Source organism: Fulvimarina uroteuthidis, assembly GCF_034321785.1.
In the GTDB taxonomy this organism is placed as follows: domain Bacteria; phylum Pseudomonadota; class Alphaproteobacteria; order Rhizobiales; family Rhizobiaceae; genus Fulvimarina; species Fulvimarina uroteuthidis.
In genome coordinates, this window is the sequence record NZ_JAXLPB010000005.1 from 115464 (window position 1) to 136277 (window position 20814).

Sequence of the window (20814 nt, forward strand, 5' to 3'; positions counted from 1 at the left end):
CCGCACATTGCGCGCCGGCCACTCGCGTCCGGTCAATCTAGGCGGTAACGGGGCCCACGCAAACCGGGAATGTCGGCCGATCTCTCGCCCCGTTCAGCGCGCTCCGGGCGAGCGGCGAGACGCTGTCCGTAGAGGAAGCGTTTATAAATCTTCGGTAGCATATCCATGCTGACGCATGGTCGGCGGGTTGCAGCGTTTCAGGCGAGGAGTTCGGTTCGGTGCAAGCGAGGCTTTGGCAAACCCGTCGCAGGAGCGGCGCAAGCGGCGGGCGCCGTTCGTTCGCCGTCGCCTCTCTCGCGGCCATGTGCGCAGCGCTTTATGCCGAGGTTTCCCATTCAGCGGCCTGGGTTCAGGAGCAAGGCGCGGGACAGGCGATCGTCACGGGGATCTACGCGCGCGCCGACAAAGCGTTCTCCGACGACGGTTCGCAGACCGGGGCGGTGGATTTCCAGAAGGGCGCGGTCTCCCTCCTCATTGATTACGGCGTCCTTTCCTGGTTGACCGTGTCCGGCACTGCGGAATTCGGCTCCGACACGAGCGAGCGCCTGCCGTTTCGGCGTCCCGGCCTTTCCAACGCGGCCCTCTCGGTGCGCGCGCAGGTCTACCGGTCCGATCGATATGCGATGAGCGTCGAGATCGGGGGACGCACGGAAGACGCCTATGGCGAAGCCGATCGCCTGGTCGACACGTTCGGGTGGGATTCACCATTGCTCGAAGCCCGCTGGTCCGGCGGCGCGAATTTCGAGCTGTTCGGCCGAGCATCCTTCGCCGATGTTTCGGCGGGCTATCGTTACCGGACGGGCGAGGGGCCGGACGAGGTGCTTCTCGATGCGACGCTCGGCGTCAGGGCGTTCGACCCAGTCACCTTGCTCTTCCAGAGTTTCACGACCGTCGCCGACGGCGACATTGCCGCAATCTCCGTGCGGCAGAAGGCGCAGGCTTCGGTGGTCTACGATCTCTCGGAAGCATGGTCGCTGCAGACCGGCGGCTTCGCGACAGTCGCCGGGCAAAACGTGCTTGCGGAACGCGGCGCCTTCGCCGCGTTGTGGTACCGGTTCTAGTGCGTCCATAAGTTGGATGGAGCATCGCGCGGCCAGTCAGACGCGGGATGCTCCAGGCGCGGCGTCCAGTCTCCTTCAAGCGACGACAAGCTGGAAAGGAGGACGATCGCCATCGCTCCAGTCAGGTCGATCGGCGTGATCGCTTTGATTGTTTCGCAAGCGTGACCGGCAGGGCCGAAGGCTAGGATCGAACCAAATTCCGCCGCGTCGGGCGGACGAACCTGTATAGAGATCAACCTATTAACGACATTTCCTAAGGCGTCACGCGAATGAGAGGGACGTCATTGTAGGTCGATGAAGGTCTCGATCTCGCCGCGGGTCGGCATGGCCGTCTGCGCGCCGAGCCGCCGACAGGCGAGAGACGCCGCGATCGCGGCGCGGCGAACCGCGAGCCGGACGTCCAGGCCCTCCGCGAGCCCTGCGGCGAACACCCCGCAAAACGTATCGCCGGCACCCGTTGTATCTTCCACCGATATGTCGAGCGCGGCCTGGGTGAACGGCTCGGCGCCCGGTTCCGCAACGACGACGCCGCGCGCACCGAGCGTCGCGATGACCCCGAGGGAGAGTGCGTCCGAAAGCCTCGACGCTCGATCGCGGAGCGAACCATCGGCGATGCCGATCGCCTGACCGGCCGCCGAAAGTTCGATCTCGTTGACGATCAGCCAGTCGACAGGGTCGCAGAGCGCGCGAATGAAGGCGGGTGCCGGACGGGCCGGCACGGGTGCGAGATTGAGAACGACCGTCCCGCCGCCGGCCTTGATGGAGCGCGCCGCTTCGATGGACGCCGCATGCGGCGTCTCCATCTGAAGCAGGAGAACCGTTCCCTCGCCGTGCGGCATCCCCTCGAGACGATCGGCCGAGAGCGTGCGATTGGCGCCGCTCGCGACGGTGATGGCGTTCTCGCCCTCGGCATCGATCGAAATGAACGCGGCGCCCGTCGCCTCGGACGCTCTCGTCACGGCGGTGACATCGATCCGATGGGTCTTGAGATTCGCAAGCACCGCATCGCCGAGTTCGTCGGCGCCGACCGCGCCGGCCATGCGCACGCTGACTTCCGAGGAGGTCGCGCGCGCCGCCGCGACCGCCTGGTTGGCGCCCTTGCCGCCGAACAGTCTTTCATAGGTCGGACCGAGTACGGTTTCACCGGGGCTTGCGATCCGCTCCACGCGGCAGACGAGATCGACGTTGAGCGAGCCGAAGACGAGAACGTCACCTGTCATTGTCGCTTTCCTCTCCCATGCCGATCCACACTCGCGATCTGTGCGGTCATGAGCCGAAGCGATCGTGAAAAACGCCTCCCGGGTCAAGCCTTTCATCGGACCGTCAAGAGGGCCGACGTTTGAACGACAGGCTGGCGCGAGGCCTTCCTAAGAATGGTCTCGTTAACCATTCGTTAACCATATCCCACGAAACCTGTCCTCGACGATCGACCCGTATCGATCTCTAACACTTTGGATTTCAAAGGGAATGGCCGGCAGATGATCCCCGTTATCGCGATTGGCTCGCTCAAATCCTCCGGCTCGACCACGCTCGGCCTGACCCTTGCCGGCGTTGCCGCGGCGGCCAACATCCCCGTGACCATCATCGACGGCGCGCATGATCCCGATGCCGCGATCTGGGCCGGCAAACGCAGCCTTCCGCGGCGCCTTGGCGTCGTTCGCGAGACGAACCCGTCCGAGATCGAAACCATGGTTCGCGGCGCCCGCCGGCGCGGCGAGGCGATGATCATCGATTGCGGGACGAACCCGGAGCTGCTGCGGCTGGCCGAGCGCATGGCCGACAAGACGCTTATTCCGGTTCGCTTTTCGCCGCTGTCGGCGGACGCTGCGATCGCGACCGACGCGCTTTTCGACGCGACACCCGGGCTCGGGCGACCGGGGCGGGAAAGAGCCTTCGTCGCCAGCGCCATCACACCGATCCACAGCCGCATCGCGCGTGTCGTCGAGAGCCTGATCGCGTCGAGTGCGACGAAACGCCTGCAGGTGGGTCTTTCGCTGCGGGCGGCCTACGAGGCTCCGTTCCTCAATGGTGGCAGCCTGTTTTCGCTCGACGACGACGAGGCCCCCGGCCTCGACCGCGCTCGCGCGGAGGCTGCGATGCTCGCTTATGAAGTCGGTCTGCTGCAGGTCGCGGGAACGCGCCGGGACGCGCCGGCCCGCCTCGATGCCCGGATCGCCGCCTGACGGATCAGTCGAAGGAGGGCGGCTGCGACAGGTCGACGGCTGGCGGCGCGCCCCGATCGTCCCCCGGCGCCGCCGCATCCGCATCGCCGGCTCGTCCATCGGTCGTCCCGTCAAGATCGAGTGGCGGCAGACCGAAGGTCGGCGCCTGGTCCTCCTCAGCCGGAACGGTTCCCGGCACGCTTTCGTCGCTTGGCTCGCCGAGTTCGAGCGGTGGCAATCCGAAGCCCGGCTCCGTCGCCCCATCGGCGGCGGGGGCGTTCGCGCCGCCCGGCGTCGAACCCGGCATACCCAGCGGCGGCAGGCCGAACGGATTGTTTTCGCCCGCACCGCCGTTCGGGCCCAGCGGCGGAAGGCCGAAACCGTCCTGGCCCCCGAACGAGGGAACGTCGATCTCGATCTGGGAAGGGTCCGTCTTCGGCGCCTCGTCCTTGTAGCGCATGACCATCTGCGGGAACATGATGGTCAGGCCGACCATGAGAAGCTGGATGCAGACGAACGGGACCGCCCCCCAATAGATCTGGCCGGTGGTGACCGGCTCCATCCGCTTGCCGGTCACCCGGTCGAGATAGGGCACCTTGGCCGCGACCGAACGCAGGAAGAACAGCGCAAATCCGAAGGGTGGATGCATGAAGCTCGTCTGCATGTTGATGCCGAGCAGCACGCCGAACCAGATCAGATCGATGCCGAGATTTTCCGCGGCCGGTGCCAGCAGCGGCACGATGATGAAGGCGAGTTCGAAGAAATCGAGGAAGAACGCCAGGAGGAAGATCAGCACGTTGACGACGATCAGAAACCCGGTCTCGCCGCCCGGTACGGCCGTCAGGAGTTCTTCCACCCAGATGTGACCGTTGACGCCGTAGAAGGTCAGCGAGAAGACCCGCGCTCCGATGAGAATGAATAGCACGAAGGCCGAAAGCTTCGCCGTCGATTCCATCGCCTGGGTCAACAGGTCGAGATTGAGGCGCCGTTTGGAGAAGGCGAGGACCAGGGCACCGACGGCGCCCATCGCGCCGCCTTCGGTCGGCGTCGCGATGCCGAGGAAGATCGTGCCGAGCACCAGGAAGATCAGCGCCAGCGGCGGAATCAGGACGATGATCACCTGCTGCGCGAGGTTGGACATGAGCTTCAGCGTGAAGGCCTTGTTCAGCGCGGCCGCGGCGTAGACGGCGACGACGCCGACGACGGCGCCCCAGATGAGGGCGCCTTGCGGCACCCGTTCCTCGAGATAGACGGACGCCGCCCAGCCGATCAGGCCGGCGAGCGCGAGCGCCACGATCAGCGAGGTGACACCTTTTCCAAGTGTGCGGGCTTCGGGCGGCAGGGCCGGCGCGGAACTCGCCCGAAACATCGTCATGCCGAAGATATAGAGAAGGTAGAGACCCGTCAGGACCAGAGCCGGCACGAGGGCTCCGGCATACATGTCGCCGACCGAACGGCCGAGCTGGTCGGCGAGGACGATGAGGACCAGCGAGGGCGGTACGATCTGCGCCAGCGTGCCGGACGCGACGATGACGCCGGAGGCGAGGCGCCGATCATAGCCGTAGCGCAACATGATCGGCAGGGAAATCAGACCCATGGCGATGACGGACGCGGCGACGACGCCGGTGGTGGCGGCAAGCAGGGCGCCGACGAAGATGACGGCATAGGCAAGACCGCCCCGGAGCGGGCCGAACAGCTGGCCGACGGTTTCAAGCAGGTCCTCGGCCATGCCGGAGCGTTCCAGGATGAGCCCCATGAAGGTGAAGAAGGGAATGGCGAGCAGCGTGTCGTTCGACATGACGCCGCCGAAGAACCGGTCGGGCAGGGCGCCGAGCAGCGGATAGAAGAGATTGATCTCGGAGGAGAGAGGCGCGAGTTCGACGCCGATGAAGAAGAACAGCAGCCCGTTGGCGGCGAGCGAAAACGCCACCGGATAGCCGAGCAGGAGAAAGATCACCAGCGACGCGAACATGATCGGCGCCAGATTGTGCGCGATGAACTCGATCATGGCGTCTGCGTCCCGTTCTTGAGGGGGTTGGAAGCGGGTCTTTCGTCCGGGGCCGGCCCGTCGGGCGGGACCTGCGCATCGGGCGCAAGGGTCGCCATTTCGCCGGCCAGCGGAGCCGGCTTGGCGAGCGGCGTCGTATCGGGTTCGCCCGCAAAGAGGATCGCGCCGCGCTTGATCATCTCGGACAAGCCCTGCAGCAGCAGCAAGATGAAACCGGTCAGGAGAAGCGCCTTCGCCGGCCAGACGATCAGGCCACCGGCATTCGACGAGAATTCCTGGCGCTCGTAGGAGCTGATGACATAGGGAACCAGCAGCCAGACCATGAGGATCATGAACGGCAGGAGAAAGAAGATATGGCCGAGAAAGTCGATCCAGTCGCGCGTTCGCTTGGACAGATAGTTGGAGACGATGTCGACCCGGATATGCTCGTTGCGCAGCAGCGTCCAGGCGGCGGCCAGCATGAAGATCGCGCCGAACAGGTACCATTGGACCTCGAGCCAGGCATTGGACGACATGTTGAAGGTCTTGCGGATCACGGCATTGCCCGCGCTGACGAGAACGACGACCAGCACCAGCCAAGAGACGCTTCGACCCACGAACGTCGTCACCCGGTCGATGCCCCGCGAGAAGCTCAAAAGCGCTTGCATCCTGTCCGTCTTCCTCGAAATTTGCGCCTGAAACGAATAGGATTCAGTCTCCAGACCCGTCTCAAGCGACGGGCCTGCGAATAAAACCGTCCGTTCGTTAAGGATTTGACGGGCTTTCCGCAAGGCCGGGGCAAGCTTATCGGTCCCTTGCCGCGCGGAAGCTCTTCGTCCCTGGGACAGGACGCGGTCTGCCGAACGACGGATGATCTGGAGGATCGGGACGATCGCCGAAAAACCGAAAAAGCCGCCGGGCCCGGTCAGCCCGGATTATCTCATGCGGGCCGGCGCGCATTATCTTGAACGCTATGCGACCTCGTCGGAAAACTTCAGGAGGGTCCTTGAACGCAAGGTTCGTCGCCGGATGATACTGCGCGGAGACGAGGAGGCGGACCATTCCGTTCTGATCGCCGAGACGGTGTCGCGGTTTGCCGAACTCGGCTTTCTGGACGACCGGGGCTTCGCGGAAGCACGGCTTCGCTCGTTTCGCCGCAAGGGTCTCTCGACCCGCATGGTGGCGGCGAAGCTGTCGGAAAAGGGTGTTGATCGTGAGACGATCGAAGCGGTCGTCGCCGAGGACGACACGCCGGAGGCGGATGCGGCCGTCAATTATGCGAGGCGGCGCCGGCTCGGGCCCTGGCGGATTCGCGATCGCACGGAGCGTCGCGACAAGGATATCGCCGCCATGATGCGGGCCGGTTTCACCTATGGTCTCGCGACGATGGTGATCGACGGCGAGGTGCCGGCCGATCTCCTTGATAAGGCCGATCCGAACTGAGCAGGAGCACCGGCGGTCCATGCAGACGCACGATGTTCCGGCTCACGCTTTGATTTCCGGCGTCAGGCGGCCCGGGGATCGATTCCGATCCACGGGCCGATGTCCTAGAGACGCGTCCAGGTCTGCGTCTTGCAGAAGATCTTCAGCGCGCAACCTTCGAGCTTCAGGCTCGCTCCACCCGGCGCCACCTCGACTGTGCCCGCATAGGTTTTCTCGTCGCGCGGATCGGTGACCGTGCCCGTATAGCTCGCGCCCGAGCCGCTCATCTGGCCGACCGATTTTCCCTTGTGCTCGCCCCTGATCACCGTCGCGCAGTAGGCTCCGCCGCAGGGCGCGATCTCGACGATACCGCCGCCCGGCGCGCGCCACTGGCCAACGATGGGCTCGGCCGCCACGGCGCTCGACGCCCATCCGGACATTGCGAAAAGTCCTGCTGCTGCAAGGACGGACATCTGCTTCTTCATGGCTCACTCCCGATTGCTTGTTGTTTGTGAAGGAGATAGACGAGGCGCCGCACGAGTGAAGTGCGCCCGCGGAGGATCCGATCCGCGAAGGCCGTTTCCCGAGGCGCCCAAAGACCCTGGCGGCGAACCGCCGTTCACCCGGCGCGGTTCCAGTTCTGGACCGTCTTGCAGAACACTTCCATGATGCAGCCCTTGAGGGCGATCTGCTGCCCGTTCAAGGTAAGCGAGCCTGGATAGCTCTTGCCGTTTATGGGATCGTGAACGCGCCCGTCGAACGTCGGACCGGTGCCGGATACCTCGGCGACGGCCGCGCCCTTGTAAGGGCCGCTCGCGACGACGGCGCAATAGCCCGATCCGCAGCTTTCGATGGCGATGGTCCCGCCATCGGATGTCGTCCACGTGCCGACAAGCCCGGACTGCGGCTGACCCGCACCGGCGGAAAACAGCAAGGCCGCGAGCGCGAGGCCGATGCGGGCCGATCGGCGGCGAGACGGTGAGACAAACTGTGACATGGCGTTGTTGATAAACCGCTTCGACGTCTTCGAGATGAGATTATCGGCTAGGACATGAACGTGGGCATAACAGGGCAATGAAGCGGGACGGATCGCCTCGATCGGATTGCCGGCCCATATGATCTGCAACCTCGCCCATTCTATTCGGCAGAGACGCGGGCCGGCGGCTGAAAGACGGAAAACAATCGCCGCAAAGCCTTAACTCCAAAGGAGGCCGCAAACGGCTCTTGGATCGACAACTCAAAATTCCAATACGCTAACCCTGGTGGACTATTCGGGCCGAATCTGCTCCACCTTTATTAGCATTCTCATCGCGCTCGGAGGCCTTCAGGAAAAGCCCCATGCCCTGCACCCAAAGATTAATTATGAAACTGACTTCCTGTGGTTGTCAGCCCGCGCGACCAAAGCGTATATGCAATGTTTCACTATCGAGTCGAGTAACCAACAATATTATTGGCTTCAGTATTTCGAGTTATATTGTAGTTTCAAGCATTTGTCCCGCATTCGCGTGCATCAGCGGTTATGATTTAGTATTATTTGATCGACCTCCATCAGTTGATTTATCATCTTCCGGGTTAGATTTATACCACGGTATTTTTACGAGCATAAAACCGATAAAAAAAATTGAATCAAGTCTATATAAGGTCGGCTTCATAAAGCTTATTGAATCGAATCCGGATGTAATTCGATCAGAAGAGATTGATGTTTATGTTGAACACATAAGTCCTTGTAATACTCTGCACCATGAAGACCATGCGAATGGTGTCTTGGTCTACCTTGTGGCTCAGAAAGAAGAGATAGATGGCACTGAATCTCTCATCGCCTGGGAGCAGCAAACTGGAAGTAGAATATGGCATCGTGGCGATTTAGTATACATGAAGTAAAATGGCCTCATGTACTCCAATGTCCGTCCCCATAGGGGAATTACAAGATGACACGTGATGAATTAAATGCACCGCTCAACGTCAGATGTGTAACGCTCGAGTGCAACGTCCTGGCAGGCCATGGGTGCTCCTTCTGCATGCATGGCCTGTTTTCACTAAAACGTGCGAGCTATGCACATAAACGACCGGTTTTGAGCACGACGCTCAAGATGCAACAAAACCATGCGTCTCAGTATTATGGGCATGCGCAGGCAGTCTCGGAACGGTTTTGAGCGGTGATGCTAGTTTGGATCGGCGCCAAGGAGGAAATCAAATTATAAGTTGCCAACAGAGAATGGCTCCTAAGGTCGGTATGGAACGTCAGAGCGTTTGACCTCTACATCATATCCTTGTGCATCCAAGTCTGCGCCGAGCGAACATCGACACCGATGCCAGAGGCGGACCATCAGCCGTCGATCGCCTCGACCGCCTTCGACAAGGCCGCTTCGAAACATTCGACATCCTGCGGCGTTCCGACGCTGACCCGCAGGGTGCGATTGAGGAATGGCGCGCCGGGCCGACGCACGAAAACGCCCTGCTTCGCGATGTCCTCGGCAAGCGCCCGGCAATGTTCCTCTCCCCGGCCGAGGTCCATGGCGACGAAATTCGTGGCTGACGGGAGGGCGCGGAAGCCGAACCGCTCCGCCACCTTCCCGAGGAGGCTGCGGCCTTTCTCGACCGCATCGATCGTGAACGCCAGATGATCGGCGTCCGAAAGGGCCGCGAGGGCGCCCGCCTGTGCGATGCGGGACAGGCTGAAATGATCGCGTACCTTGTGGATCTGGGCGATCGCGTTCGGATCGCCAAACGCGTAGCCGACACGCACGCCGGCCATGCCGTAGGCTTTCGAGAAGGTCCGCAGGCGGACGAAATTGGGCCTGAGATAATGCGCGGGAAGCGTCGCCCGCGCGGGCGCGAATTCGCAGTAGGCTTCGTCGAGCACGATCAGCGTATTCTCCGGAACCTTTAGGACCAGCGCCTCGACCTCGTCCGCGCTGGCCCATGAGCCCGTCGGATTGTCCGGATTGGTGAGATAGAGGATCCTGGGACCAAGTTCGTTCGCGCGCGCGGCAAGCGCCGGCAGATCCTGCCGGTAATCGGGCGTATAGGGAACGGTCTCGACCGCCGCGCCGGCCGCCACCGCGAAATAACCGAACGTCGGATAGGCGCCGAGGCTCGCAAGCACGGTGCTGCCGGGATCGCAGGCCGCCGCCACGAGATCGCGCAACAGCCCGTCGATCCCGACGCCGCACACCACGCAATCCCTGGAGATTCCGAGTTTGGAGGCAAGCGCTTCGCGCAATGCGAACTGTTCGGGGTCCCCGTACATCCAGCTCGTTTCGGCCGCACGCGCCATTGCGTCGATCGCCTTCGGCGAGGGTCCGAACACGCTTTCGTTCGCGCCGAGCCGCGCCTGGAACGCCCGGCCATGCTGCCGTTCCAGCGTTTCGGGGCCGGTGAACGGCGAAATCGAAGCCAGCGCGCGAATGCGCGGGGAGAAAGGTCCGGTCATGCTGGAACGCCCTGCCATGTCTTGCATATGTCACGTGTTCGCGGTCTGGAAGACCGGTCCCGTCAAGCCTTGGTCTTGCGCAGGCCTGCCGCAAAGCGTGCCGCATTGCCCGCGTAATGGCGCGCCGACTGCTTCAGCTTCTCGGCCGCCGCCGCGTCGAGCTCCCGCACCGCCTTGGCCGGCGCGCCGACGATCAGCGAGTTGGGTGGAAAGACCTTGCCCTCCGTCACCAGCGCGTTGGCTCCGACGATCGAATTGTCACCGATCACCGCGCCGTTGAGGATCGTTGCGCCCATTCCGATCAGCACATTGTCGCCCAGCGTGCAGCCGTGGACGATCGCATTGTGGCCGATGGTGCAGCCTTTGCCGATGGTGAGCGGGAAGCCCTGGTCGCTGTGCAGTGTGCAATTGTCCTGGATGTTCGTGTCGTCGCCGATGGTCATCCATTCGTTGTCGCCCCGAATGACCGCATTGAACCAGACGCCCACATTGCTGCCGAGCCTGACACGTCCGATGATCCGCGCGCCGGGCGCGACGAACGGTGCGCCATCCTGCGGAAATTCCGGCGCATCGCCTTCGAGCGAATAGATCGGCATGGGTGTTCCTCCTGCGTTTTCCGTGAATGCCACTCGCGCGCGCTCGGCACGACACGCAAGATGCGCGCGAGGGACCTGGTGCATTGTCGAGGAGCGAGGCTACACCGTCCGGCGAGAAAGTGACATCCGCTTCCCGGCCATCCGGTGCGACGAAGCGGGATGAAGCGTCGCGCGGCGATGGTGTCGCTCGCGGGCCGGGACCGGCCATGCGCGATGACATCGGCCGCCATCTCCAGCCTCGGGCAAGCCGAGCTGACTTAGAGTAATTCTCACGCGGTTATGGTCACACCTGCAAGGACCGGCTCGCGGCGACGAGGGAAGGAAACCCGCCATGTTCCGACGAGAATTGCCCCGGCTGGACGACGAGACCGTGCTGTATCACACGGTTCTCGGCCTGCTGGGCGACGGGTTGGACCGCAGGACGATCGAGAAGGCCCTGGTCCGTTACGCACCCGTCGATCTGGATCTTCTGGCCAGCTGCTACGTCAAGGCGCTGCGATCCGTGCAGGCGCAAGCCACTGCGCGAAACGCGAAAGCGGCCTGACGATCGAAGACGATCTCGGCCTTCCCACAGGCCGGCCCGGGTCACCCCGGCATGTGAACGTCCAAGAAGCGGTTCTCCCGCACGTCGAACAATCGGCCGGTCTCCTGCAGCGAGGGCAGGGCGAGCGGCACGATCCTTGCGGCCACGTCACGCGGCTGCGGCAGCGTCTTCGGATCTTCGCCCGGCATCGCGGTCGCCCGCATACGGGTCGCGGTCGCGCCGGGATTGACCAGATTGACCCTGAGGGCGGTGTTCATCGTCTCGTTCGCCCAGGATCTGCCGAGCGCTTCCATGGCCGCCTTCGTCGCGGCATAGAGCCCCCAATACGCCTTGGCGGAATGGGCCGCACCCGAGGACATCAGGATCGCGCGTCCGGCGTCCGACTTGCGCAGCAGCGGATCGAGGGATCGGATCAGCCGCCAGACCGACGTGACATTGGTCGCCATCGTCTTCTCGAATGTCTTCGCCTCGATATGGCCGATCGGCGACAGCACGCCGAGCATGCCGGCATTGGCAACCATGATGTCGAGCTTGCCGTGTCGCTCGTGGATCGCGGCGCCCAGACGGTCGATCCCCGGATAATCGAGGAGATCGAGCGGTACCAGCGTCGCGCTGCCGCCTTTGGCCTTGATCCGATCGTCGAGTTCCTCGAGGGCGCCGACCGTCCGCGCCACGCAATAGACATGCGCGCCTTCGGCGGCGAAATGCTCCGCCAGCTCGCAGCCGATCCCGCGGGACGCTCCCGTCACCAGGGCGATCCGTCCGTCCAATTGTCCCGTCATGCCGTTCCTCGATGAAGTCTGTGGCTCAAGGCGACGAGAACGCGTCGCGCCTCGTGCCGCCCGTCCGCCCGGCCGTCAGGCGAACCCGCCGAGCAGGGACAGCTGGCGCACATTGTCGGTCGTGTCGTTGTCCGTCAGCGCCGTGGGATAGTCCCCGGTGAAGCAGGCGTCGCAATATTGCGGTTGATGCCTGTCGCGCTCCCTCTCGTCACAGGCCCGGTAGAGTCCGTCGATGGAGATGAAGGAGAGGCTGTCGACCTTGATGAACTCCGCCATCTTCTCGACGGTCATGCGGGAGGCCAGGAGCTTCGCGGTTTCCGGCGTATCCACGCCGTAGAAGCACGCGCCCTTGGTCGGCGGCGATGCGATCCGCATGTGAACTTCCGACGCGCCCGCATCGCGCATCATCTGCACGATCTTCTGGCTCGTCGTGCCGCGGACGATGGAATCGTCGACGAGGACGATTCGCTTGCCCTCGATCATCGCGCGGTTGGCGTTGTGCTTGAGCTTGACGCCCATGTGTCGGATCGAGTCGCTCGGCTGAATGAACGTCCGTCCCACATAATGATTGCGGATGATCCCGAGCTCGAACGGCAGATTGGCTTCCTGGGCGTAGCCGATCGCGGCAGGCACGCCGGAATCGGGGACGGGAACGACGAGATCGGCTTCGATATGGCTCTCGCGCGCCAGCTCCGCGCCGATGTTCTTGCGGATCGTATAGACGTTTCGGCCCTCGACGTTGGAATCGGGCCGGGCGAAATAGACATATTCGAAGATGCAGAAACGGCTCTTGCGCTTCTGGAACGGGAACAGGCTTTCGATGCCGTCGTCGGTGACGATCACCATCTCGCCGGGCTCGATGTCGCGCACGAAATCGGCGCCGATGATATCGAGCGCGCAGGTTTCCGAAGCGAGGATCGGGGACCCTTCGAGCGTGCCGAGAACCAGCGGCCGGATGCCGAGAGGGTCGCGAACGCCGACGAGCTTCTTTGCCGACAGGCCCACCAGCGAGAATGCGCCTTCGAGCCGCGAGAGGGCGTCGATCAGCTTGTCCTTGAACTCCCGCGCACCCGAAGTGGCGATGAGGTGCAGGATCGTCTCCGTGTCGGAGGTCGAGGAGAAGATCGACCCGCGCCGCTGAAGTTCGCGCTGGACGGTCATCGCATTCGTGATGTTGCCGTTGTGGGCGACGGCGAAGCCGCCGACGGCAAGTTCCGCGAAGAAGGGTTGCACATTGCGCAAGCCGCCGCCGCCGGTCGTTGCGTAGCGCGTGTGACCGATCGCGGATTCGCCGGGAAGGCGTTCGAGGACCGCCTGCTTGGTGAACGTGTCGCCGATCAGGCCGGGATGGCGTTCGACGTGGAACTGGGTTCCGTCGAAGGCCACGATTCCCGCGGCCTCCTGACCGCGATGCTGCAGCGCGTGCAGCCCGAGCGTGACCAGAGCCGCCGCATCGGTTCGTCCGTAAATGCCGAAAACGCCGCATTCCTCATGCAGCGTATCGTCGCCGAATGGCGTTTCATCCATTGCTTTTCTCACTGCCTGCCGACGGCGTGGAATGTCGACCTATGGCCGTTACATAAGAAGCCCAAGTGCGCGCATCGACCGTTCGACCCGCACTTTCATTCCTGCCATACGCCCGATCGGTTCCGTCATGCAACCGACATGCGGATCTACTCCGCGTTTTCGATGAGGCCTTCCACAGACTCGCCACCCGTCTCCGCCGCCGGATCGGGGTTTTCCGTCAGCCCGCCGATCTGTTCCATGAACGAGTTTTCCGGGTTCTCCGGCAGGGCGGCGATGAGATTCTGACCCAAGTCGTCGAGCATCGGCTTGGAGCCGGCGTTCGCGACCCATTGCGGCTGGTTTTCAGGGGTCAGCCAGTTGAAGAAGAGCATGGCGACGACGACGAGGAGAAGGCCGCGCGCGGCGCCGAAGACGAAGCCGAGAACCCGGTCGAACGCTCCGACGCGGCTGTCGATGATGAAATCGGCGATCTTCAGCGTGATGAAGGACACGATGATGAGAACGACGAAGAAGACGATCGCCGCGGCGACCACCATCGCGACCGTCTCGGACCTGACATATTCGGCGACGTACGGCGTCACCGGCTCGTAGAAGTAGAACGCGGCGACGGCTGCCGTTCCCCAGGCCACGATCGAGAGAACTTCGCGTGAAAAGCCTCTCACCATGGCGAGAAGCGCCGAGACGAGCATGATCGCAACGAGAATTGCATCGAGAATGGTCAGGGACATCGCTGGTTCTGGTCCGTGGTCGGTTGGCGAAAATGGCGTGAGCGCGGTCTGCGGGATCGATCGACGGTCGATTTGGCGTCTGTGAGGCGTTTCACAACTTCCTTGCGTCAAGATCAAGACGTGACGAAAGGCCAGACGCCGTCATTCTGAATCGAGGGCGCCGGATCCGGCGGCGATGGTGGCGACGAGATCCCCGACGTTCTCGATTTCGCTGAGGCCCATGCCGCTCTTGGGCAGGTCCGGAATGTTGGCGGGAATGGTCGCGAGAGAGAAGCCGAGCTTCTCCGCTTCCCTCAGCCGCTGGCCGGAATGGACGACGGGCCGGGTCGCGCCGGAAAGACTGATCTCCCCGAAATAGACCGCGTCGGCCGGCAGCGTCACGCCCGACAGCGACGAGACGAGCGCCGCCGCCACGGCAAGATCGGCAGCGGGCTCGGAGATCCGGTAACCGCCGGCGACGTTCAGATAGACGTCGTGCTGTCCGAGCCGGACCCCGCACCGGGCTTCGAGGACCGCGAGAACCATGGCGAGCCGTGGCGAATCCCACCCCAGCACGGCCCGTCGCGGCGTGCCGAGGGAGGAGGGCGCGACGAGCGCCTGAATCTCGACGAGCACCGGGCGTGTCCCCTCCATGCCGGCGAAGACCGCGGCCCCCGGTGCCTTGTTGTTGCGCTCGCCCAGGAACAGTTCGGACGGGTTCGGCACTTCGCGAAGGCCCTTGTCGCCCATCTCGAACACGCCGATCTCGTCGGTCGGGCCGAAGCGGTTCTTCACCGTGCGCAGAATCCGGTAGTGGTGCCCGCCTTCGCCCTCGAAGTACAGGACCGCGTCCACCATATGCTCGACGACGCGGGGCCCGGCGATCTGGCCTTCCTTCGTCACGTGCCCGACGAGGACGACCGCCGCGCCCGATGCCTTGGCGAAGCGGATGAGCGATTGGACGCCGGTGCGCACCTGGGTGACCGTGCCGGGCGCCGAATCGGCCTGATCGCTCCAGAGCGTCTGGATCGAGTCGATGATGACGAGATCCGGCCGACCGCTTTCGGCGAGCGTGGCGAGAATGTCCTCGACATTCGTCTCCGCCATGAGCTGGACGCTCGTATCGGACGCCTTCAGGCGCTCAGCGCGCAGGCGAACCTGTGCGACCGCCTCCTCGCCGGAAACGTAGATCACCTTCGCGCCCTTGCGCGACAGCGCCGCAGCCGCCTGCATCAACAAGGTCGACTTGCCGATACCGGGATCGCCGCCGATCAGGATGGCCGAGCCGCGCACGATGCCGCCGCCCGTCGCGCGATCGAGTTCGGCGATGCCCGAGGCGATGCGCGGCGCCTCCTCGCTCTCGCCCGAAAGCGCAAGGAGCTGGGACGGCGTTCCCCTGCGCCGGGAGCGCTGGGGGCCTCCGGCGACGCCGCCGGCCGACGATTCCTCGACGATCGTGTTCCACTCGCCGCAGGCTTCGCACTTGCCCTGCCAGCGTGAATAGACCGAGCCGCAGGCTTGGCAGATGAAGCTTGTCTTGGTTTTCGCCATGTCCCGTCAGATAGGACCTTCGCTCCATGAACGATAGACCCTCGCCCCGAGTCCGGTCAAAAGTTCGTAGGCGATGGTGCCGGCCGCTCGCGCCACATCGTCGATGGGGACGTTCGGTCCGAAGAACTCGGCCCGGTCGCCGGGCAAGACCGCGTTCTCGGGAACGTCCGTGATGTCGAGAAGCGTCAGGTCCATCGAGATCCGGCCGAGAATCGGGACGCGCCGGCCGGCGAGGAAGGCGACCGGAGCCGGGCTGTCCGGCCGCGACAAAGTGCCCGAGCCCGATAGCGCGCGCGGATATCCGTCGCCATAGCCGATCCCGACGGTCGCGATGCGCGTTCGGCGGGAAAGCTGCGCGGCGCGCCCATAGCCCGCGCGTTCGCCGGCCTCCGTCTCGCGAACCTGCAGCACGGCGGCGGTCAGGCGGGCCACCGGTTCAATCGTGACATCTTCGGGCACGCCCGCGCGGCCGCCGTAGAGCGCAATGCCCGGACGGGCGAGGTCGAAGGCGAATTCGTCGCCGAGAAACAGCCCCGCGGAATTGGCGAGGGAACGCGGAACGCCCGGAAACTGCGCCGCCATCCGGAAAAATCGCCGGCGCTGGATCTGCGAATCGGCGATCGATTCGTCGGCATTGGCGAGATGGCTCAGCACGAGCGCGATCGGGGAGCCGGCCGCCGCGGCGATCCTCGCCGCCTCGCCCAGGTCGCGCTCGTCGAGGCCGAGACGGTTCATGCCCGTCTCGAACTGCAGGGCGCAGGACGCACTGCGTCCGAGCCGGGCGAGGCCGGTCGACCAGATCCGAAGATCGTCAAGGCTCGAGAGCACGGGTACGAGGTCATCGGTGAGGCACGGTTCGACGGCCGAGGGCTCGAGGCCCTGAAGCACGAAGATGCGCGCCTTCGAGCCGGCAATGTCGGACAGCGATCGCCGAACCGTTCGCCCTTCCGAAGGCCAGGCCACGAAGAAATCGCGGCATCCGGCCGCGAACAGGGCGCGGGAGACCTCGCAGGCCCCCAGCCCGTAGCCGTTCGCCTTGATCGCCGCGCCGGTGCGCGCGCTCGAATGGCGGTCGGCCAGCCGCCGCCAGTTCCGCCGGAGCGCGCCCCGGTCGATATCGACGCGCGGCATGCGGCGGGCTTCGACGTCCGAAGCCCCGCCGATCGAAGCCTCGGCCCTCAACTCAATAGTGCTGTTCCGGAAGGTAGCTGTCATCGGCCAAATCGGAGAAACGCGTATATTCGGGCTGGAAGGCGAGCGGAATCGTGCCGACCGGCCCGTGACGCTGCTTGGCGATGATGACATCGCCCTTGCCGCGCGCGTCGTTCAGCGCCTGTTCCCATTTCAGGTGCTCGTCGGAGCCCGGCTTCGGTTCGCGGTTGGCGAGGTAATATTCCTCGCGATAGACGAAGAGAACCACGTCGGCATCCTGCTCGATCGAGCCCGATTCGCGCAGATCCGACAGCTGGGGCCGCTTGTCCTCGCGATTTTCCACCTGTCGCGAGAGCTGGGAGAGCGCGATGATCGGAACCGAGAGTTCCTTTGCCAGGGCCTTGAGGCCCGTGGTGATCTCGGTGATCTCCTGCACCCGGTTCGCGGACGCGTTCTTCGAGGACCCGGTCATCAGCTGCACGTAGTCGATCACCATCAGGTCGAGCCCGCGCTGGCGTTTGAGGCGGCGCGCCCGGGCCGAGAGCTGGGCGATCGAGATACCGCCGGTCTGATCGATGTAGAGCGGGATCTTGCTCATCATCTCGGTGCAGGCGATGAGCTTCTGCAGCTCGGAGTCGTTGATCTCGCCGCGCCGGATCTTGGAGGAGGAGATTTCCGTCTGCTCGGATATGATGCGGGTGGCGAGCTGCTCCGCCGACATTTCGAGGCTGAAGAAGCCGACGACGCCGCCGTTCCGCGCCTTGAACGACCCATCCGCCTGTTCCGCCGGCTCGTACGCGGCCGCGACGTTGAAGGCGATGTTGGTCGCAAGCGAGGTCTTGCCCATGGCGGGACGTCCGGCAAGGATGATCAGATCGGACGATTGCAGGCCGCCCATCTTGCGATCGACGGTCCGCAGACCGCACGATATGCCCGACAGACCGCCGTCGCGGTCCTTGGCCGCCGTCGCCATCTGAACGGCGAGATCGATCGCGTCGCGGAACGACTGGAAGCCGCCGTCGTAGCGGCCGGTCTCGGCCAGTTCGAACAGGCGGCGCTCGGCATCCTCGATCTGGCTCTTCGGCTCCATGTCGAGCGGGGCGTCGAAGGCGACGTTGACCACGTCCTCGCCGATGCGGATCAGCGAGCGCCGGATCGCGAGATCGTAGATCGCGCGGCCGTAATCGCCGGTGTTGATGACCGTCGTCGCCTCGGCGGCAAGCCGTGCCAGATATTGCGCGATGGTCATGTCGCCGACGCGCTGGTCGGCGGCGAGGAACGTCTTGATCGTCACCGGATTGGCGATCTTGCCCATCCGGATCATTTCGGACGCCTTGCCGAAGATCTCCCGGTGAAGCGGCTCGTAGAAATGATCCGGCTTCAGAAAATCATGGACGATGTAATAGGCGTCGTTGTTGACGAGGATCGCCCCCAGAAGGGCCTGTTCCGCCTCCAGATTGTTCGGAGCCACGCGATAGAGCGCCTGCTCGTCCTGCTCCAGCTTCTTCAGTGCCTGAGCCATCCTCGACCACTCCTCATCCGCCGCCGTGAGCGCATGGAATACACGACCCGGACACCCTTTGGAAACGATCCCTCACGCCCGGGGCAAGGGCCGGGTCAGGTCTGTGCGCTGCGGGATATTCTGTGCATAACTATGGGGACGAAGCCGCACGAACGCCAGGTCCGCGCGCGGATGCGACCGCCCGCCGGCGATCCGGGCATCGCGCGCCCCGCAAACGAAAATGGGTCCCGCATCGCAGGACCCATCGCGTATCGAGCGGCCGTTCCGAACGGGAACGAACGACGATCGTTCAAGTAAGCCGGAATGTGAAAACCGGTCTCAGGAAGGCTGGCTCTCGCTCTCGGCTTCCGCGTCTTCGTCGATTGGCTGACGGTCGTCGTCATCGTCGCGGTCTTCGTCCATGGCGTTCTCGTCGCCGCCGAAGTCCGGCTCTTCCTCGCCGTAGATCGCCTCGTAGGAGGTGAGGTCTTCACCCGCCGCCTGGCGTTCGGCTTCCTCCGCCGAACGGGCGATGTTCACCTTCACGATGACCTCGACCTCGGGATGGAGCGCGATCGTGACCTCGTGCAGGCCGATCTGCTTGAGCGGCTGCTGAAGTGCGACCTCGTTGCGGCCGACCTTGAAGCCCTGATGGCCGATCAGGTCCGAAATGTCGCGAGCCGAAACCGAGCCGTAGAGCTGGCCGCTTTCGCCGGCGGACCTGACGACCATGAAGGTCTTGCCTTCGATCTGGTCGCCGATCTGGCGCGCGTCGGCCTTGCGCTCTTCGTTGCGCTGGATGATCTGGTCCTTCTGCGCTTCGAAGCGGGCCTGGTTCGCCGCATTGGCGCGAAGGGCGCGGCCCGACGGCAGGAGGAAGTTTCTGGCATAGCCGTCGCGGACGCGAACGGTGTCGCCGATCTGGCCGAGACGGCCGATTCGCTCGAGAAGAATAACGTCCATGGTACGTGTCCTTTGTTGAAGGGGTTTGCAGTTCTCTGGGGTTGGTCCGGACCCTAGTCCGGCCGGGTGGGGCGAAGTCTTTCGCCGTGCCGCCAGACATCGACGAGGCCGATCACGACGAAGACGAAGATCGGGAAGGTAAGAAACAGGATCGTGGCGTAGACCACGAACAGCGCCAGGCCGCGGGCAGGCCGGCCGCGCGTGCGCCGGTGGAAGCGGGCAAGCCCGACGAGGGCGAACGCGGTTCCGAGTGCGCCCGCAAACACCGTGGCGACGAGACCGCCCGCGCCCGACAGAAACGTCCCGCCGAGGGCGAACGCGAAGAGGATCAACGCATCCTGCGGAAGCGAGGTCACCACCGGCAGGTCGTCCTTCGGTCTTTCGAGCCGCCCCGACCGGCGCGCGACGGCCGCGCCGAAATGCAGGCAGACGACCAGCGTCATCGTCAGGATCGCCGGCTGAACGAGCGGAACGATATCGACGATGATGCTGACGAGGTTCTTGAGCTGAAGCTCTTCGGCCGGGTCGAGCGTGACGGTCGGATCGACGAAGGCGTCCAGCAGGGCGGGCTCGATCGAAGCCGGGTCGAAGCCCAGGAGCCAGCCGATCAGGACGCACGCCGTCGCCGCCAGAACGGTGAGGACGAAGAGGACGCGCGAGACCGGCATCCACTGGCTCGACGCTGCTGTCGCGGCGGCCGGGTCGGACCCGTCGAAGCGGCGCAGCGCAAGGCTCGAACAGATCGCCGCCGGAACCGTCATGGCAAGCGCAAGCGTGATGGTGCTCGGCGCATTGCCGGTCAGGACGAAGAGGAGCGCCGGCGCCAGGAGGGCCGCCAGGAAACCGACGGACGATCCCCAGCCGAGGCTGGCGATGACGACCGGAACGGGCGTCGCCAGCGCAAAGCCGACGGCGAAGGCCGACTGGGTGGCCAATCCCGCGAACAGGAGGGCACTCGTCAAAGCCGCGCCGATCGCGATCAGGATCGTGGTGAGTTTCATGAAATGTCGCTGTCCTGCGTCGAGCAGTTAGGGGACGGGCCCCAACCCGGCGTCTCGAAGAACCAAGCTTCCGACCGCCGCCGATTTGCGGAGGGAAACCCTGGACGGAGCCGGGCTGTTGCCCGGCTCCGTCCAAATCGTGTCGTTTGCGGCGGCTCGCGCCGCGTTCGTCTTACTTTACGACGTAGGGCAGAAGACCCAGGATACGGGCGCGCTTGATCGCCTTGGCGAGTGCGCGCTGGTTCTTCTGCGAAACGGCCGTGATGCGCGAAGGAACGATCTTGCCACGCTCGGAAATGTAGCGCTGCAGGAGACGAACGTCCTTGTAGTCGATCTTCGGGGCGTCGGTGCCCGAAAACGGATCGGACTTGCGCCGACGGTGGAACGGACGACGGGTCGGAAGCTGTGCGATATCAACCATGATG

General features: G+C 64.2%; 21 protein-coding genes. 5 read left to right on the plus strand and 16 right to left on the minus strand.

The features are described from left to right. Positions 1-218: 218 nt before the first annotated feature. A complete protein-coding gene (locus tag U0C82_RS14860; protein WP_322188021.1) occupies positions 219-1061 on the plus strand; it encodes a hypothetical protein in 843 nt (280 codons plus the stop codon). Between the two features lie 281 nt (positions 1062-1342). On the opposite strand, the gene U0C82_RS14865 is transcribed toward U0C82_RS14860, so the two are convergent. Further along, the gene (locus tag U0C82_RS14865; RefSeq protein ID WP_322188023.1) at positions 1343-2281 is read right to left on the minus strand and encodes a ribokinase; all 939 of its coding nucleotides are present in this window, start codon (positions 2279-2281) and stop codon (positions 1343-1345) included. Positions 2282-2539: 258 nt separating this feature from the next. Between U0C82_RS14865 and U0C82_RS14870 the strand changes: the two genes are divergently transcribed. Further along, entirely contained in the window at positions 2540-3244 is a 705-nt protein-coding gene (locus tag U0C82_RS14870; RefSeq protein ID WP_322188025.1) for a chromosome partitioning protein ParA, read from the plus strand. Positions 3245-3248: 4 nt separating this feature from the next. On the opposite strand, the gene U0C82_RS14875 is transcribed toward U0C82_RS14870, so the two are convergent. Both U0C82_RS14875 and U0C82_RS14880 read right to left on the minus strand, forming a co-directional pair. Beyond that, positions 3249-5231: a TRAP transporter large permease gene (locus U0C82_RS14875; RefSeq protein ID WP_322188027.1), complete on the minus strand. Its 1983-nt coding sequence runs from the start codon at positions 5229-5231 to the stop codon at positions 3249-3251. Next, entirely contained in the window at positions 5228-5878 is a 651-nt protein-coding gene (locus U0C82_RS14880; protein WP_322188029.1) for a TRAP transporter small permease subunit, read from the minus strand. The genes U0C82_RS14875 and U0C82_RS14880 overlap by 4 nt, the downstream gene beginning before the upstream one ends. Before the next feature lie 361 nt (positions 5879-6239). On the opposite strand from U0C82_RS14880, the gene U0C82_RS14885 reads away from it, so the two are divergent. Further along, the gene (locus U0C82_RS14885; RefSeq protein ID WP_322188030.1) at positions 6240-6653 is read left to right on the plus strand and encodes a regulatory protein RecX; all 414 of its coding nucleotides are present in this window, start codon (positions 6240-6242) and stop codon (positions 6651-6653) included. Positions 6654-6757: 104 nt separating this feature from the next. Here U0C82_RS14885 and U0C82_RS14890 read toward each other — a convergent pair whose 3' ends face one another. Together U0C82_RS14890 and U0C82_RS14895 are read right to left on the minus strand one after the other, a co-directional pair. Beyond that, on the minus strand, positions 6758-7117 hold the full coding sequence (locus U0C82_RS14890) for a DUF2147 domain-containing protein (protein WP_322188032.1): 360 nt from the start codon (positions 7115-7117) through the stop codon (positions 6758-6760). A 134-nt stretch (positions 7118-7251) separates the two neighbouring features. Then, entirely contained in the window at positions 7252-7629 is a 378-nt protein-coding gene (locus U0C82_RS14895; protein WP_322188033.1) for a DUF2147 domain-containing protein, read from the minus strand. A gap of 365 nt (positions 7630-7994) precedes the next feature. Here U0C82_RS14895 and U0C82_RS14900 point away from each other — a divergent pair, with 365 nt between their 5' ends. Next, positions 7995-8513 (plus strand): hypothetical protein, encoded by a 519-nt coding sequence (locus U0C82_RS14900; RefSeq protein WP_322188034.1) that lies wholly within the window; start codon positions 7995-7997, stop codon positions 8511-8513. A gap of 445 nt (positions 8514-8958) precedes the next feature. On the opposite strand, the gene U0C82_RS14905 is transcribed toward U0C82_RS14900, so the two are convergent. Then, entirely contained in the window at positions 8959-10065 is a 1107-nt protein-coding gene (locus U0C82_RS14905) for an aminotransferase class I/II-fold pyridoxal phosphate-dependent enzyme (protein ID WP_322188036.1), read from the minus strand. A 62-nt stretch (positions 10066-10127) separates the two neighbouring features. Then, entirely contained in the window at positions 10128-10661 is a 534-nt protein-coding gene (locus U0C82_RS14910; RefSeq protein ID WP_322188038.1) for a gamma carbonic anhydrase family protein, read from the minus strand. 331 nt (positions 10662-10992) lie between these two features. Here U0C82_RS14910 and U0C82_RS14915 point away from each other — a divergent pair, with 331 nt between their 5' ends. Beyond that, positions 10993-11205 carry a hypothetical protein gene (locus U0C82_RS14915; RefSeq protein WP_322188040.1) on the plus strand — a complete coding sequence of 71 codons (213 nt, stop codon included), beginning with the start codon at positions 10993-10995 and terminating at the stop codon, positions 11203-11205. Between the two features lie 41 nt (positions 11206-11246). On the opposite strand, the gene U0C82_RS14920 is transcribed toward U0C82_RS14915, so the two are convergent. From U0C82_RS14920 to rpsR, 9 genes are all read right to left on the minus strand, one after another. Further along, complete coding sequence (locus U0C82_RS14920; protein WP_322188042.1) at positions 11247-11987, minus strand: SDR family NAD(P)-dependent oxidoreductase; 741 nt, start codon at positions 11985-11987, stop codon at positions 11247-11249. A gap of 75 nt (positions 11988-12062) precedes the next feature. Then, complete coding sequence (purF, locus tag U0C82_RS14925) at positions 12063-13514, minus strand: amidophosphoribosyltransferase (protein ID WP_322188044.1); 1452 nt, start codon at positions 13512-13514, stop codon at positions 12063-12065. A gap of 146 nt (positions 13515-13660) precedes the next feature. Then, a complete protein-coding gene (locus U0C82_RS14930; protein WP_322188046.1) occupies positions 13661-14242 on the minus strand; it encodes a CvpA family protein in 582 nt (193 codons plus the stop codon). A 141-nt stretch (positions 14243-14383) separates the two neighbouring features. Next, positions 14384-15772 (minus strand): DNA repair protein RadA, encoded by a 1389-nt coding sequence (gene radA / locus U0C82_RS14935; RefSeq protein ID WP_322188048.1) that lies wholly within the window; start codon positions 15770-15772, stop codon positions 14384-14386. 6 nt (positions 15773-15778) lie between these two features. Then, complete coding sequence (gene alr / locus U0C82_RS14940) at positions 15779-16987, minus strand: alanine racemase (protein WP_322188050.1); 1209 nt, start codon at positions 16985-16987, stop codon at positions 15779-15781. Beyond that, the gene (locus tag U0C82_RS14945; RefSeq protein WP_322188052.1) at positions 16956-18446 is read right to left on the minus strand and encodes a replicative DNA helicase; all 1491 of its coding nucleotides are present in this window, start codon (positions 18444-18446) and stop codon (positions 16956-16958) included. Before U0C82_RS14945 ends, alr begins: the two co-directional genes overlap by 32 nt. A 318-nt stretch (positions 18447-18764) precedes the next feature. Next, complete coding sequence (gene rplI / locus U0C82_RS14950; RefSeq protein ID WP_322188054.1) at positions 18765-19388, minus strand: 50S ribosomal protein L9; 624 nt, start codon at positions 19386-19388, stop codon at positions 18765-18767. A gap of 53 nt (positions 19389-19441) precedes the next feature. After that, positions 19442-20389, minus strand: a complete 948-nt coding sequence (locus tag U0C82_RS14955) for a hypothetical protein (protein WP_322188056.1) — start codon at positions 20387-20389, stop codon at positions 19442-19444. 172 nt (positions 20390-20561) lie between these two features. After that, the gene (gene rpsR / locus U0C82_RS14960; protein WP_322188058.1) at positions 20562-20810 is read right to left on the minus strand and encodes a 30S ribosomal protein S18; all 249 of its coding nucleotides are present in this window, start codon (positions 20808-20810) and stop codon (positions 20562-20564) included. Between the last annotated feature and the right edge of the window lie 4 nt (positions 20811-20814).